This is a genomic window from Spirosoma montaniterrae, assembly GCF_001988955.1.
GTDB lineage: Bacteria > Bacteroidota > Bacteroidia > Cytophagales > Spirosomataceae > Spirosoma > Spirosoma montaniterrae.
On sequence record NZ_CP014263.1, the window covers coordinates 5,596,433 to 5,612,789 of the forward strand.

Sequence of the window (16,357 nt, forward strand, 5' to 3'; positions counted from 1 at the left end):
TAAGCAAGTTGACAAAAGAATACTTTTTATTTGAAGGGTGCAATCGTAAACTTGCATTTCCATTCGACACTACGTCTATAACCCGTTATGCGTTACGCTAAGGCCATTCTTTCTACTCTTCTAACCATAATTTTAATCTACGCGCTCAGTCGTTCATGGGGTACAGTCCCGGCGTTTGGGCCACTACTTAGTCCATTTGTTGGGTTTTGGCAAAACGCTGAACCCGCCAACGACGCCGACGAAGAAATTACAATCAATGGCACGTCGGCTCCGGTTACGGTCATTTTCGATGACTTAGCCATCCCGCACGTATTCGCGCAGAACGACCGCGATGCCTATTTCGCGCAGGGTTATCTGACTGCCCGCGACCGGCTCTGGCAGATGGAGTTTCAAACACACGCAGCCGCCGGGCGAGTGTCTGAGATTGTAGGCGACCGCGCCCTCGAGCTCGACCGCTACAACCGGCGATTAGGTATGGGATTCGGGGCCGAACGCGCCGTAAAGGCTATGATGGCCGATCCGCGTTCGCGCGAGTCGCTTGAAGCCTACACAGCGGGCGTCAACGCCTATATCGATCAGTTGAAACCCGCGCAGTATCCGCTCGAATACAAACTGCTGGGCTATGCCCCCGAACCCTGGCAACCTATTAAGTGTGCCTATTTCCTGAAATACATGTCGGGGGTACTGGCACTGGGAGCCGATGACCTGAATATGAGCAACGTACTCAAAAAATATGGTCTCGCCGTTACGACGGATCTGTTTCCCGATTACCCCTTTCGCGAAGATCCAATTGTTCCGGCTGGTACAAAATGGGACTTCAAACCGATAAACATTCCGGCTGTTCCTGCCAGTGTGCTGCCCAATGGCAAACCGCTGGCAATGCGCTGGCCCGAACATGACCCAACCATTGGCAGTAATAACTGGGCCGTGGGGCCGCAAAAGTCGGCTACCGGCTACCCAATTCTGGCGAATGACCCGCACCTGTCGCTGAGTCTGCCGTCGATCTGGTATCAGATTCAGTTGGTTACGCCCACACTGAACGTATACGGAGCTTCTATGCCGGGTTCGCCAGGGGTGATAATTGGTTTCAACAGGCAAATAGCCTGGGGCGTTACGAATGTTGGTGCCGACGTACTCGACTTTTACCAGATCAAGTTCAAAGACGCATCGAAACGCGAGTATTGGCACGATAACAAATGGAAGCCCATCACGCGTCGGCTGGAGGTTATAAAAGCAAAGGGTAAACCCGACATCATCGACACGGTATTATACACGCATCATGGCCCGATTATGTATGAGGAAAATGAAAAGCCGTATGCCAAAAACGTACCGGTTGGCTACGCAGCCCGCTGGATTGCCCACGAAGCCTCAAATGATTTTCTAACCTACTACCTTCTCGACCGGGCCAAAAATCACGCCGATTACCGCAAGGCTCTGTCGTTTTATTCGGCTCCGGCGCAAAATTTCGTCTTTGCCGACGTTGCCAAAGACATTGCGATTTCACCAAATGGGCGTTTCCCTCTGAAATGGAAGAATCAGGGCAAGTTTCTGCTCGACGGAACCAATCCGGCCCACGATTGGCAGGGGTGGGTCCCGGCTGAACAAAACCCGCATGTTAAAAACCCGCCGAGGGGATTTGTCAGCTCGGCCAATCAGTTTTCGACAGATCCGACCTATCCGTATTACCTGAACTGGCAGTTTGCTTCCGCCGAACGCGGCATCCGCATTAATCAGCGGCTTACAGCTATGCAAAACGCTACGCCCGACAGCCTGCGGATGCTGCAAAATGACAATCTGAATTTGCGGGCTAAAAACGCGTTGCCTATATTTTTGCCCTATTTGCGAACGAATGGACTAACCGCTGAACAGGCTAAAGCGTTGGACATTGTGAAAAAATGGACTTACACCAATGATGTAGGCGAGGTTGGTGCCACTATTTTCACTGAGTGGATGCAACAGTATATGGAACACGTCTGGAAAGACGATTTCCCCAGCAATGATCAGAACACATTTCGATTTCCGAGTTTCGACCGAACGCTGCTGCTGGCCGAAAAAGAACCAAACGCCCGTTGGTTCGACAATGTAACGACCGCAACAACTGAAACACTTGGCGATATGCTGACGCAGAGTTTCCGGTCAGCCGTTGACTCGCTCACCCGGCAGCACGGCCCCATCGGCAAGGCATGGCAGTGGGGCAACCATAAAGCAACACGCATCAGTCACTTAGCCCGGCTCGATGCCCTCAGCGCGCTGAACGTACAGATTGGTGGTGGAGCCAACATCGTTAACGCTACCAGCGAACGCAACGGCCCGTCGTGGCGGATGGTGGTGGCGTTGGGGCCACAGCCCAAAGCCTACGGTGTGTATCCGGGCGGGCAGTCGGGCAATCCCGGCAGTCCGCATTACCTGAACATGCTCGAAACATGGCGAACGGGCCAGCTCAATGAATTGCTTTTCCTGCAAACCGCACAGGACAAACACCCCCGCATCAAGCGGAAAATGGTGCTAAAGTAACGCGGCTGGAAACCTGCACATGGGGTGTTAACATACTGCGGCTGGAAAGACACACGTAAACTGACTACAAAAACTTAATTGCGGCTTCCCAGCCGCCTTACACATATGCTTCAAATCATTATAATCGCCATACTGAGTCTGTTGGCTCAGCTTATTTTGCCGTGGTGGAGTCTGGCATTAGTAGCCTTTGGTGTCTGTTTCTGGCGCAGCACGGGCGCGGGACAATCGTTTTGGTACGGTTTTGCCGGTATCGCGCTGGTATGGCTGCTATATGCCCTGCTCATACACCTACGTACAGACGGTATCCTGACTAATCGCATGGGCCAGCTTATTTTTAAGACAGATGGAGCCGCGCTGCCGTTGCTGGTAACAGCCCTATTGGGCGGTTTGGTTGGTGGCCTGGCAGGTGTTTCGGGGTACTACGTCCGGCTGATTTTCCAAAATCAAATAGCTAATCGTACCTCGTAAATCGTAAATCCCTATAACTTTGTAGGATAAACTTGTCACTAACCAATTCATTTCCTGTGAAGAATGCCTCATTAATTCTGAACGTCATCCTGACGATTGCCGTAGCTGTACTCTACTACCTGCATTTTAAAGACCGCCAGCCCGACGCGCCCGCCGTAGTGGCAAAACCCGCCGAAGCGAAAGGTAAAGAGATTGTTTACGTAAACGTCGATTCGTTGTTGACCAAATACGAATACTTTAAAGATACACAGAAAGTACTTGAAAGTAAGCGATTTCAGTTGGAAAACGAACTGGCAACCAAAGGCCGCAACTTGCAAAATAAAGCCGCTTTTTTCCAGCAACAGGCCAGTCAGGGAAAGTTGACCCAGGAACAGGGCCGTGCTACCGAAGTGTCTCTGCAAAAAGAACAACAGGATATTCTGGCCTACCGCGAACGGGCGGCCCAGAATCTGGCGGTTGAAGAGCAGAACAAGAACAAGGAGTTATATGACCAGATATATGACTATCTGAAAAAAGTAAATGCCCAGAATAAATACCAGTTTGTATTGGGGTATACCAAAGGTGGTGGCATTCTGTTTGCTAACCCCGATGCCGACCAAACCAAAGTTGTTCTGGACGGTCTGAACAAAGAGTACAAGGAGAAACAGACAAAGAAAAAATAGCATCTGTTGTACGCTACACCAAAAAGAGGTCGGCCTATACGTGTGGGTCGACCTCCTTTTGGTATAGCGTACAACAATAAATTTTTATTGTGTACCAATGGCATAGTTATTGCGACAATTTACCGCATTAGATGTATAGTAACTCTGTACATTACTGAAAACTAATAAATGATATGTGTTGCATATATTTACTGAAATTTCAAGCGGAATTTCAGGTAGGGTATGATTTTTGCCTGTGAAAAGCTAATTCGGTAAGTTTGTCGCGCCTACAGCCGAGGATTAGAACATCGTCCGGTTGGGCCGGTGCCGTATTAGGTCTTGAGGCTGTGATTCTAATACCACTTTTCGGAGTGCTGGCACCGGCCCGCTGGGCGTCCTTCTTTGTCGAGACTGGGTTTTGGCATTTCGTCACAAACCTCTCCCTGATTTCCGGTGTTGTCCCAAATGGCGGCTATCTTTGCGGCCCCATTTCTGTAGTCTTATGGCCTCTGCCCCGATTGTAAAACAAGTTGATATCCGAAACCGGCGAGCGTCGTTTGAGTACGCTTTTCTGGAAAAATATACGGCAGGCATCGTGCTTACCGGCACCGAAATCAAATCGGTACGGCAGGGCAAGGTGAACCTTCAGGATGCCTATTGCCTGATTCATGGCGATGAACTGTTCATCCGTCAGATGAATATCTCTACGTATTCAGAAGGAACGCATTACAACCATGAACCCCTGCGCGACCGAAAGTTGTTGCTCACCAAGCGCGAAATCAAGCGATTGGCCGACAAGCTGAAAGATCAGGGACTGACCATTGTACCGATCCGGATGTTTACGAGTGAACGCGGTTTTGCCAAAATTGAGATTGCGCTGGCGAAGGGTAAAAAGCTGTTCGACAAGCGGGAGAGCATTAAAGAACGCGATGTTGAGCGCGACATGCGCCGGGGAAGCGAATAGTTTTTTTGCTCAATTCTTGCCATTCTGTGGATAACTCTGTAAATTGCTTGCGTACAGAGGGTTCTAAACGCGATATGGGCAGGAAAGTATTAGTCTTAAATCAAGATTACAGCGCACTCAGCATCTGCTCCGTTCCTAAAGCATTTTTGCTGGTTTACTTAGACAAAGCCGAACTCGTAGCCGAATCGGAACAATTTACGCTTCGAACCGTTTCTGCCGAGTTCCCGATGCCGTCGGTGATTCGGTTGCATCGATACGTGAATCTGCCTTACAAGGGCGTTATGCTGACCCGGCAGAATATCTTCAAGCGCGATGGGCACCGCTGCCAATACTGCGGCACTACAGAAGACCTGACGCTCGACCACGTCCTGCCAAAGTCGAGAGGAGGCAAAACCAGTTGGGACAATCTGGCTACGGCCTGTAAACGGTGCAACTCCAGAAAAGGAGACGACACCCCCGACGAAGCGAATATGAAACTGCGCCAGAAACCGTTCAAACCTACGTTTCTGGTTTTTTTACGCGAATTTTCTGACTCCATCGAAGAAAGCTGGATGCCATTCTTAGCCAAGAAAGAAAAGGCATACGTGTAGGGAGGAGTAGGGTTTTAGGGTGTAGGGTGTAAGTGGCTTCGCTGGAAGTACTTACACCCTACACCTTTTTATAGCTTATACCTTATCATTGAACTATTTGGCCGAAAAGTTTGCTTATCTTTGCAGTCCTTTTTTAAGGGCAACTAATTTATAAACTAAAAGTCAGTTCGCCATTGACTCAGCGGCTGACGTACTGAGTGGGTCAGGAAACCGTTTTTTATGAGCAAAACGCAGCAACGCGAACTGCCGGCATTTGATTGGGACCGGGCAGACAACAAAGGATTCGGAAGTGGCTATTCGGATGTGGAGCGCAACCGAATGTTGGAACTCTACGACAACACCCTGTCGGAGGTTAAAGAGAAAGAAGTGGTGATGGGAACCGTAGTAGGAATCACAGACCGTGAGGTGCTGCTGAACATCGGTTTCAAGTCGGATGGGTTGGTGCCAGCTTCCGAATTCCGCGATATGCCGGAACTGAAGATGGGTGATGAAATTGAAGTTTACGTAGAAAATCAGGAAGACCCGAACGGTCAGCTGGTGCTGTCGCGCAAGAAAGCGAAAGTTATCACCGCCTGGCAGAAAATTCAGCGCGCGCTCGACGAAGACCTCGTTATCGATGGTTTCGTAAAACGCCGGACCAAAGGTGGTCTGATTGTCGATATTTATAGTGTAGAAGCTTTCTTGCCAGGTTCGCAGATCGACGTGAAGCCAATTCGCGATTTCGACGTTTTTGTAGGCAAGAAAATGGAAGTGAAGGTCGTGAAGATCAATTATGCAAATGACAACGTAGTTGTATCGCATAAGGTCCTGATCGAAAAAGACCTCGAAGCGCAACGCGCCCAAATCCTGAATAACCTCGAAAAAGGGCAGGTACTCGAAGGCGTTATCAAGAACATGACCAATTTTGGTGTGTTCATCGATCTCGGCGGTGTAGACGGTCTGTTGCACATCACCGATATTTCGTGGGGCCGTATCAGCCACCCGTCGGAAGTGCTCCACCTCGATCAGAAAGTCAATGTTGTAGTACTTGACTTCGATGAGGATAAGAAGCGTATTTCGCTGGGTATGAAGCAATTGCAGGCCCATCCTTGGGATGCCCTCGTTGCTGATATTCAGGTTGGCTCGAAAGTTAAAGGCAAAATCGTGAATGTGGCCGACTATGGTGCATTCCTCGAAATCATGCCGGGCGTTGAAGGACTGATCCACGTATCCGAGATGTCGTGGTCGCAGCACCTGCGCAACCCACAGGAGTTCTTGAAAGTGGGCGATGAGGTAGAAGCCGTAGTGCTGACACTGGATCGTAACGAGCGGAAAATGTCGCTGGGTATCAAGCAATTGACTGAAGACCCCTGGACCCGCCCCGAACTACGTGCCAAATACGCTATTGGCACCAAACACAAAGGTGTTGTGCGTAACCTGACCAACTTTGGCCTGTTCCTCGAATTGGAAGAAGGCATCGATGGTCTGGTACACGTATCGGATCTGTCGTGGACGAAGAAAATTAAACATCCGTCAGACTTCATCAAAGTGGGTGAAGAACTCGACGTGGTTGTACTCGAACTCGATGTCGACAACCGTCGTCTGGCTTTGGGCCACAAGCAACTCGAAGAGAACCCGTGGGATACCTTTGAGACCATTTTCGCCGTGGGCACGGTTCACCGTTGCACAATCCTGAGCAAAAATGACAAAATGGCAACCCTCGAACTGCCCTACGGCATCGAAGGATTCTCGTCGTTGAAGAATTTGGCGAAAGAAGACGGTTCGTTTGCCGAAGCAGGTGAGTCGCTCGACTTTAAAGTGACCGAGTTCTCGAAAGATGAGAAGCGCATCATGCTCTCGCACAGCAAGACGTGGGGTGAGAAAAACGAGCCGGTTAAAGAAGCTAAAGCCCCGAAAGCGGCTAAGCCTTCGACCAGCACGAACCAGCCGGAGCGCGGTGCTACCCTGGGCGACCTCGACGCGCTGGCCGCGTTAAAAGAGCAAATGGAAGGCCGCAACTAAGCTGCCGACTACGAGATAATAAAATGCCCCTGCATCAAGTGTGATACAGGGGCATTTTTTGTTACTTACACGTCATGCACTGACCATTTAAGCAACACGCCGGGAAAACGCAGCCATGTTGATTCGTAATTAATCTGTATTTTTTCTGGCTCGGTTTTCGCCTTGTTGAATAAACGCATATATTTGCAGTCCCAAATGCGCTGGCTTAGGCGCCTGGAAAAAGTGGTTCCGTGGCCGAGAGGCTAGGCTCAGCTCTGCAAAAGCTGCTACAGCGGTTCGAATCCGCTCGGAACCTCCACATAACTGCTCTTCTCAACTGTGTTGTAAGCACAGATGGAAAGAGCAGTTTTTTTGTGAACAACCTCTTTAACAAACCGTTACACACGCATCACGCTTGTGGGCGCACGTAATTACTTAGAACCTTTACAAATAAAATTCAGGGCAAAAAATAACTAAACGTCTATTTTTGCCTATACAGTAATCGTATCGTACTTTTGTGGGCCGATGAAAAATTGGTAGCGAATATGGTGTTCAATTCAACAAATAGATTTGTCAAAATGAGTCGCTTGTCAAGGTTTTGCGGGGTATTGACCCTGTCGATGGCTCTGCTCGTAAATAGCGGTCAGACAAACGCACAGGACTCAGTAGCAGCCGCTGGCGGTGGTCCGGCTGCGGCCACACCAGCCGCTGGCGGTGGGGGTGATGCTGAAAAAGGAAAAACGTTATTTAACAACAACTGTGCTCAATGCCATGCCGTTGGCGATGAAGTAATTGTAGGACCTGGTCTGAAAGGAATTCAGCAGCGTGCTCCAAGTAAAGATTGGCTGTATAAATGGATTCGAAATTCGTCGGCCTTAATTGCGACGGGTGATCCGTATGCTGTTCAGGTATTCAATAAGTTCAACAAAGTACAAATGTCGAACTTCCCGAATCTGACGGACGCCGATATTGATGGCATTCTGGCGTACATCGATCAGGCGAGTGCTCCGGCACAGCAAGCTACTACAGCACCTGCTGGGGGCGGTACTGCTGCTCCGGCTGCTACAGCTACGTCGGGCCCTTCAGAGTTGTTCACTTTCGTATTAGTAGCATTACTTATTGTGATGTTGCTCGTGTTGGGTGTTCTGCTGGCGATTGTAACGATTTTGTCGAAAGCTGTTACGCCTGTTACCCCTGAAGGCACAACCACACAGGCTCCACTGGCGCAGCGTCTGAAAGAGGGATTGTCGAGTGCGTTTAACAATTCGACTCTTCGTTCGATTGTTATCTGGCTTTTTATTCTGGTTGCCACTAAGGAAACAATCGATGGCGCGTTTAGCATAGGTATTCAGCAGGGATACGCACCCAAGCAACCAATAGCGTACTCACACAAACTGCACGCTGGTCAGTACAAGATTGATTGTAATTACTGCCACACAGGTGTAAACAAAGGCAAGTCTGCGCATATTCCAGCGGCTAACGTTTGTATGAATTGCCACGGCGTGATTAAAAAAGAATCGCCTGAAATTCAAAAGATTTATGCGGCAATTGAGCAGAATCGTCCTATTGAATGGGTACGGGTACATAATCTACCTGATTTAGCTTACTTCAACCATGCTCAACACGTAAATGTGGGTAACGTTCAGTGTCAGACTTGCCACGGCGAAATTGAGAAGATGGAAGTGGTTCAGCAGCGTTCGTCGCTGACTATGGGCTGGTGTATTGACTGCCACCGGAAAACGGAGGTCAACACGAAAGACAACGCCTATTACGATAAGTTAGTGGCTTTGCACCGCAAGGAGAGCAAAGAGCCATTAAAGGTTGCTAATATTGGCGGTCTGGAATGTTCAAAGTGTCACTACTAAGCCAATGAGTAATGAACAGTGCCTGCGAATAGGCTCGTTGTTCATTAGTCCATTTACATTATCATTCACAAATACCACGCATGGAAAATACAACCAAACGGTATTGGAAAGGGGTTGAAGAACTGCGCAACGATGCAACGTTTATTAAAAACGCCAACAGCGAGTTCGCTAACCCTGATCTGGGTGAGTCGTCGAACGATCTGGATGGTTTGCTCGGAGGCTCCAATACCCAACGCCGTGACTTCCTTAAAGTAATGGGCTTTGGTATGGCGGCAGTATCGCTCGCTGCCTGTGAAACACCGGTTCACAAAGCCATACCATACATCAACAAGCCGGAAAATGCTTTTCCGTCAATCTCTGATTATTATGCGTCAACTTATGTAGACGGAGGAGATTATGCCGCTATTTTGGTGGAAACCCGCGATGGTCGTCCTATTAAAATTGAAGGCAATCCGGAGTCGAGCATATCAAAGGGCGGTACTACAGCTCGCGTTCAGGCTTCAATATTGTCATTGTATGACATTGACAAATTGAAGAAAGGACCGAGACGGGGTGAAGCTGACATTGACTGGGCTACGGCTGACCGCGAAATCGTTAATCAGTTAAATTCGGTTGCTGGCAGAAGTGGTTCTATTCGCATCGTCACGTCGACTATTCTCAGCCCGGCTACAAAAGCTGTCGTTGCTGAGTTTGTGGCGAAGTACCCGACTACGCGCCACATTATGTATGATGCCAACTCAGCATTTGGCATTGTGCAGGCTAATCAGCTTTCGTTTGGCAAGGCGGTGGTTCCTTCCTATGATTTCAGCAAAGCACAGATTATCGTAAGTCTCGGTGCCGATTTCCTTGGCACATGGATTGCTCCATTGGAGTATGCGAAGCCATACGCACAGGGCCGGAAAATCGGAGCTGTTGGAGGTGGAAAGAAAACCATGTCGCGGCATTATCAGTTTGAGACAGGGCTGTCGATGACTGGTGCTAACGCTGATTATCGCGGTACATATAAGCCGTCGCAGGAAGGCCTGGTCGTTGCGAATCTGTATAATAAGGTAGCAGCTAAATTAGGCGGCAGTCAAATCAGTGTTCCAGCCGTTACGGTTCAATACCTCGACAAGGCTGCCAATGATCTTGCCCGTTCGCGTGGTCAGGCTTTGGTGGTGTCGGGTTCGAATGACCCGAACGTGCAGGTGATTGTGAACGCGCTCAATAACTTGCTTGGTAGCTACAGCAGTACTATCGACCTGAACACGCCGGTCAATTACCGTCAAGGTAATGATGTGCAGATGGACGCCTTCATCAACGACGCCAAAGCAGGTCGTGTGGGAGCTGCGCTGTTCTTTAATGCAAACCCAGTTTACGATCACCCACGTGGTGCCGAACTGGCCGAAGCACTGCCAAGGATTGCACTGTCCGTTTCTTTTGCCGACCGTGTAGACGAAACGGCCTCGTTGTCGAAATATATCACGCCTGCTCCACACTTTTTAGAGTGTTGGGATGATGCCGAACCAAAGGCAGGGCATTATAGCCTGATGCAGCCGGCTATCACGCACATCTTCAAAACTCGTCAGTTTCAATCAAGTTTGCTGACGTGGCTTGGTAAGCCAAATGATTATCAGACGTATTTGAAAAACTTTTGGCGGACCACCTACTACCCGCAGGCATCTGGGTTTGCTTCGTTTGACGCTTTCTGGATCAAGTGCCTGCACGATGGTGTTTTCGAACCGCGTAAGAGTCAGGCAGTTGCGGGTGGTGCCTCGTTTGCAGGTAACGTAACACAGGCTGCTGCTGCCATCGCACAACGTTATAAGCCGACAACGGGCATAGAAGTGGCGTTGTACGAGAAGGTTGGGATTGGCACAGGTTCGATGGCAAACAACCCTTGGTTGCAGGAGATGCCTGACCCAGTATCCAAAGCCTGCTGGGATAATTATGCTGCCATATCCCAGAAAACTGCCAACGAGATGGGTCTCGCCCAAAACGATCTTGTAACGGTTTCAGCTAATGGCAAATCGATAGAACTGCCGGTACTTGTTCAACCCGGTCAGGCCGACAATACGGTTTCGATAGCAATTGGCTATGGCCGAGAAAAGGCGGGTAAAGCGGCAAATGGAGTTGGTAAAAATGCGTTTCCGCTTGCGACATTAGCTGGCGGTTTCGTAAGCTTCTCAGCCGTCAATGCGAAAGTAGAGAAAGCCAGTGGTCGCCGTGAAATAGCACAGACGCAAACGCACGACACAGTGATGGGGCGCCGGGCGGTATTGCAGGAAGCCAAACTGGTTGACTACATAAAGAACCCAATGGCAGGCCGGTATGTGCCGAAGGTAGAAACCTCGGAAGGGCCAACCGAATCAACCAATATTACTCTCTGGCACGGTTACGGGAAGCCAAATCATTCGTGGGGCATGGTCATTGACCTGAACTCGTGCATTGGTTGTAATGCCTGCGTAATTGGTTGTCAGTCAGAAAATAATGTTCAGGTTGTAGGTCGCGATGAAGTAATTATGCGTCGTGAAATGCACTGGATTCGGATTGACCGCTATTACAGCAGCGATGCTGAAGCTGAAGACCTGAAAGGTTTGGAGGTGGCCTCGGCAAATCCTGAAGTTACATTCCAGCCGATGCTTTGTCAGCATTGTAGCAACGCTCCCTGCGAAACAGTATGTCCGGTTCTGGCAACTACGCACAGTACCGAAGGGTTGAACCAGATGACGTATAACCGTTGTATCGGTACGCGTTACTGTGCCAACAACTGCCCATACAAAGTGCGTCGATTCAACTGGTTTAAGTACCATGATAACGACAATTTCGATTACCACTTTAATAATGACCTTGGCAAGATGGTCATCAACCCGGATGTAACGGTTCGGTCGCGGGGGGTTATCGAAAAATGTTCGTTCTGTGTGCAACGGATTCAGGAAGGCAAGCTAACGGCGAAAAAAGAACGTCGCCGACCTATGCCGGATGAGATTCAAACGGCCTGCGCCCAAGCCTGCCCAACAAACGCCATTGTTTTTGGCGATATGAATAATCCGGAGAGTACAATTTCTAAAGTGCTCGAAACGGAGATGAAGGGCCGTGCATTCCATGTATTGGAGGAAATCAACGTAAGGCCGCAGATTTCGTACCTGACGAAGATTAGAAACAAAGACGAGGAACCGAAACAGGAAACACGTCAGGAGTCACAAGCATAGTCATTTTGATTTATGGGGATGTATGGCTGATATTGCAAACAATTGGCTGCAACAAACTGTAAATCGTTTTCTAACAACCAGCAATTAATTCAGTAATAATATGTCGCATGTAACATCAGCCGTAAGAACTCCGCTCGTCACTGGTGGCAAGACCTACGCCGACGTGACGGAGGACATCAGCAGACAGGTTGAAGGGCGTCCTACCCGTGAGTGGACGATTGCTTTTACCATCTCGGTGATTGTACTCATCTACGGATTTGCCTGCGTGTTCTGGACCTGGTGGGAAGGTTTGGGCGTTTGGGGCCTGAATAAAACCGTTGGCTGGGCGTGGGACATCACCAACTTCGTATGGTGGGTAGGTATCGGTCATGCCGGTACGCTGATCTCAGCCATTCTGCTGCTGTTTCGTCAGAAGTGGCGGACGGCTGTAAACCGCTCAGCGGAAGCCATGACCATTTTCGCCGTTATTTGCGCGGCCAGTTTCATTATCATGCACATGGGCCGTCCGTGGCTGGCTTACTGGGCACTCCCTCTGCCAAACACGTTTGGTTCATTATGGGTGAATTTTAAGTCGCCACTTGTTTGGGACGTATTTGCCATCAGTACTTATTTTACTGTGTCTTTGGTATTCTGGTACATGGGCCTGTTGCCTGATCTGGCAACTATCCGTGACCGGGCACGCAGCAAAGTGTCACGCTATATTTATGGTGCGTTTTCGTTAGGCTGGAATGGTTCTGCTAAAACCTGGGCGCGTTATGAATACATGAGCCTGATTCTGGCGGGTCTGTCTACTCCGCTCGTATTATCAGTTCATACGATTGTAAGTATGGACTTTGCAACGTCCGTAATTCCAGGCTGGCACACGACTATCTTCCCACCGTACTTTGTGGCTGGTGCTATCTTCTCGGGCTTTGCGATGGTGCAGAACCTGATGTTGATTATCCGTGTGGTGTTCAAACTCGAAGATTACATTACAGTCGAGCATATTGAGTCGATGAATAAAATCATCACGCTCACCGGTTCGATTGTAGGGGTTGCTTACCTGACAGAGTTTTTCATCGCATGGTATTCGGGTGTTGAATTTGAAAGTTACGCATTCATCAACCGGGCAACCGGGCCGTATTGGTGGGCTTACTGGGCCATGATGACCTGCAATGTGATTTCGCCACAGTTGTTCTGGTCTCGGGCCATTCGACGGAGCGTTGTCTGGACGTTCACCTTGTCGGTTGTTGTGAACATTGGTATGTGGTTCGAGCGGTTTGTGATTATTGTTACGTCGCTGCACCGCGATTACCTGCCGTCGAGTTGGGCAATGTTCCACCCTACACTTTTCGACATCAGCGATTATATCTTCTCGTTTGGGTTGTTTTTTACACTGTTTCTACTTTTCTCGAAATTCCTGCCTGTTGTTAATATGGCGGAGGTGAAGACGATCATTAAGTCGTCTTCAGAAAAACTGCCTGCTTCAGTATCGGGAGTGGCAAAGGGAGAGCGCGTTACGAGTCCAACCTTTAACAAGAGTGCAGAGTAAACTTTAAAATTCTGCTAAATATTGCTCTGAGCAATATTTAGCAGAATTGAAACTGAACCATCACTATGTCAGACGTAACTAATAACAGTAAATTTCTGGTCGGTATTTACGACGACGATGATGTTGTACTTCATGCCGTTAAAGAAGTTAAAACGGCTGGTGTCCGTATCCACGAAGTATATACGCCATTTCCCATTCACGGATTAGACGTTGCACTGGGGCATCCACGCACTCGTTTGGGTATAGCTGCTTTTCTGTTCGGATTATCGGGTACTATTACGGCCCTAACTTTGACTGCCTACACGGAAAGCTTCGACTGGCCGATGATCGTAGGTGGTAAAGATTCATACTCGCCGATTGTATATGTACCGGTAATTTTTGAACTGACGGTATTATTCTGTGCATTAGGTATGGTTGGTACTTTCTTGGTATCAAATGGATTAGGCCCAACCGTAAAGCCATTAATGTACGATCTGCGTACAACGGACAACAAATTTGCAATGGCTATCGATCTGAGCAAAAATAGTCTTGGCGAAGGTGACATTGAACGGATTTTAAAGAATTCGGGAGCCGCTGAGGTAAACATCAAGCAGTTTTAATCGGCAGAAGCAAGAAAATGAGTAAACATACAACGATTACCACACTGGTTGCAGTTGGGCTGCTTTTGGGAGGAGTTTCCTGTAAGCGTAGCCATAACGATACGGGGTTGGAGTTTGCCCCGCAGATGTACGATGCAGTTGGTTATGAGCCATACCGGCAAATACGTCCGAATACGATAAACCCATATGGGCTGAACATGCGTGATCCTGCTCGGGGAACGGTGTCTCGCGCCAACTACCGTACCACATTCGGGACGGGAGATAGCGCAACGACTGATCTGATGGTGTACAATATTCCTAAAGACAGCATCTCAATAGCTGAGCGCACGTTGACCAATCCTATTCCGGAGACTGAAAAATCCCTTGAAGAGGGCAAAGTTCTGTACGGTCGTTATTGTGTCCACTGTCATGGTGAAGGTGGTAAAGGCGATGGGCTGGTAGGCAAGGAGTATAAAGGTGTACCCAGCTATTCGGCAGATGCCTACAAAACCATGAACGACGGTCATATATACCATGTCATCACGCATGGTAAGGGCCGCATGTGGCCACACGGCTCGCAAATGACGCCTGAAGAGCGTTGGAAGATCGTACAATATGTACACAAGTTACAACAAGGATAATTTGAATCATTAAGTTTAGGCGAATCGTACGCCACGACTTAAGAATCGAAAACTGAAAACTGTACAGAATGGCATCGGCTCATGCAATACCGTCGTTAGACGAACAATATGAATTTACTGCCGAATCGAAGCGTCGACTTCTGATCGGTATTGGCACCGGAGTGGCATTAGTTGCTATCGGTTCGTATCTGCTGGCTTCAGGAGCAGGTGGTCATGAAGCACACGAAGTTGTCCATGGAACCGGGGCCAGTGAAGGGCATGATGCAGGACATCATGCTTACAAATGGACTAACCGACTGTGGGCAAATGTCTGGCTTAATGCAGTCTATTTTGCTGGTGCGTCTGTTATTGGAATGTTTTTCATTTCCTATAACTATCTGGCGCAGGCGGGCTGGTCGTCTGCATTTAAGCGTATTCCGGAAGCAATGCCTGCCTACTTGCCATTTATGGGTGTAGCTATTCTGGCCGTTTTCTTCATTGCTGGTCATGATCTCTTTCATTGGACACATGAGGGATTATATGACCCTAAGAGTCCTGATTATGATCATATTATTGCGGGTAAGAAGGGGTTTCTTAATACGCCCTTCTATTTGACCCGCTTGGTTCTGTACTTCACGCTTTGGTACGTATTGTGGCGTATGCTGCGCAATTTCTCACTTCAGGAAGACCTTCATGGTGGAACGGAGTATTATGAGAAAAGTATTAAGTGGGGAACGGCTTTCTTGGTGGTATTCGCTGTAACCTCATCTACTTCAGCCTGGGATTTCGTTATGTCAATCGATACCCACTGGTTTAGCACCATGTTCGGTTGGTATACATTAGCGAGCTGGCACGTTACAGGTCTGGCAATCATCACGTTAACTGTCGTAACGCTGAAAGAGCGTGGTTACTTGGCTATTGTTAACGAAAGCCATCTACATGATTTAGGTAAATTTATGTTTGCGTTCAGCATTTTCTGGACATACGTCTGGTTTGCCCAATTTATGCTGATCTACTATGCAAATTTACCGGAGGAGACTATCTACTACCAGGAACGTTTTAGCGGATACGGAGGCATCTACAAAGCACCGTTTTTTATAAACATCTTCCTAAACTTTGTTTTTCCATTCCTTGTTCTAATGACGAGGGATGCAAAGCGTACATACATCTTCCTGAAGTTAGCTGCCATCGGTATTATTGTTGGTCACTATTTCGATTTTTACACCAACATTATGCCGGGTACAGTGGGTGAACATGGTGGGTTTGGTCTGATTGAATTTGGGATGATACTTATTTTTGCCTGTGGCTTTATGTGGTCGCTTTCTACACAACTTACCAAGGCAAACCTCATCCCTAAAAATCACCCGATGCTTGAAGAAACACTGCATCACGACATTTAACAATTAATCGTTCGT

Annotated in this window: 12 protein-coding genes and 1 tRNA gene; all 13 read left to right on the forward strand. The window is 48.5% G+C overall.

From position 1 onward, the window contains the following. The first annotated feature begins 87 nt into the window (after positions 1–87). Entirely contained in the window at positions 88–2,514 is a 2,427-nt protein-coding gene (locus AWR27_RS24120) for a penicillin acylase family protein (protein ID WP_077133546.1), read from the forward strand. A 105-nt stretch (positions 2,515–2,619) separates the two neighbouring features. After that, complete coding sequence (locus AWR27_RS24125) at positions 2,620–2,982, forward strand: hypothetical protein (RefSeq protein ID WP_077133547.1); 363 nt, start codon at positions 2,620–2,622, stop codon at positions 2,980–2,982. Positions 2,983–3,038: 56 nt separating this feature from the next. Next, positions 3,039–3,644 (forward strand): OmpH/Skp family outer membrane protein, encoded by a 606-nt coding sequence (locus AWR27_RS24130; RefSeq protein ID WP_077133548.1) that lies wholly within the window; start codon positions 3,039–3,041, stop codon positions 3,642–3,644. A 481-nt stretch (positions 3,645–4,125) separates the two neighbouring features. Then, positions 4,126–4,587 (forward strand): SsrA-binding protein SmpB, encoded by a 462-nt coding sequence (gene smpB, locus AWR27_RS24135; RefSeq protein ID WP_077133549.1) that lies wholly within the window; start codon positions 4,126–4,128, stop codon positions 4,585–4,587. Between the two features lie 74 nt (positions 4,588–4,661). Beyond that, positions 4,662–5,177 carry an HNH endonuclease gene (locus AWR27_RS24140; protein ID WP_077133550.1) on the forward strand — a complete coding sequence of 172 codons (516 nt, stop codon included), beginning with the start codon at positions 4,662–4,664 and terminating at the stop codon, positions 5,175–5,177. A gap of 219 nt (positions 5,178–5,396) precedes the next feature. Continuing rightward, the gene (gene rpsA, locus AWR27_RS24145; RefSeq protein ID WP_077133551.1) at positions 5,397–7,178 is read left to right on the forward strand and encodes a 30S ribosomal protein S1; all 1,782 of its coding nucleotides are present in this window, start codon (positions 5,397–5,399) and stop codon (positions 7,176–7,178) included. A 224-nt stretch (positions 7,179–7,402) separates the two neighbouring features. Continuing rightward, a tRNA-Cys gene (locus tag AWR27_RS24150) sits at positions 7,403–7,476 on the forward strand. A 259-nt stretch (positions 7,477–7,735) separates the two neighbouring features. Next, positions 7,736–9,022: a c-type cytochrome gene (locus tag AWR27_RS24155; RefSeq protein ID WP_232325918.1), complete on the forward strand. Its 1,287-nt coding sequence runs from the start codon at positions 7,736–7,738 to the stop codon at positions 9,020–9,022. Positions 9,023–9,102: 80 nt separating this feature from the next. After that, positions 9,103–12,213, forward strand: coding sequence for a TAT-variant-translocated molybdopterin oxidoreductase (locus tag AWR27_RS24160; RefSeq protein WP_077133553.1), 3,111 nt, complete (start codon positions 9,103–9,105; stop codon positions 12,211–12,213). A gap of 100 nt (positions 12,214–12,313) precedes the next feature. Further along, positions 12,314–13,744, forward strand: a complete 1,431-nt coding sequence (gene nrfD / locus AWR27_RS24165; RefSeq protein ID WP_077133554.1) for an NrfD/PsrC family molybdoenzyme membrane anchor subunit — start codon at positions 12,314–12,316, stop codon at positions 13,742–13,744. Positions 13,745–13,809: 65 nt separating this feature from the next. Continuing rightward, a complete protein-coding gene (locus AWR27_RS24170; RefSeq protein WP_077133555.1) occupies positions 13,810–14,343 on the forward strand; it encodes a DUF3341 domain-containing protein in 534 nt (177 codons plus the stop codon). 17 nt (positions 14,344–14,360) lie between these two features. Continuing rightward, positions 14,361–14,963, forward strand: coding sequence for a c-type cytochrome (locus AWR27_RS24175; protein ID WP_077133556.1), 603 nt, complete (start codon positions 14,361–14,363; stop codon positions 14,961–14,963). Positions 14,964–15,031: 68 nt separating this feature from the next. Then, positions 15,032–16,342: a quinol:cytochrome C oxidoreductase gene (locus AWR27_RS24180; RefSeq protein WP_077133557.1), complete on the forward strand. Its 1,311-nt coding sequence runs from the start codon at positions 15,032–15,034 to the stop codon at positions 16,340–16,342. Positions 16,343–16,357 lie beyond the last annotated feature (15 nt).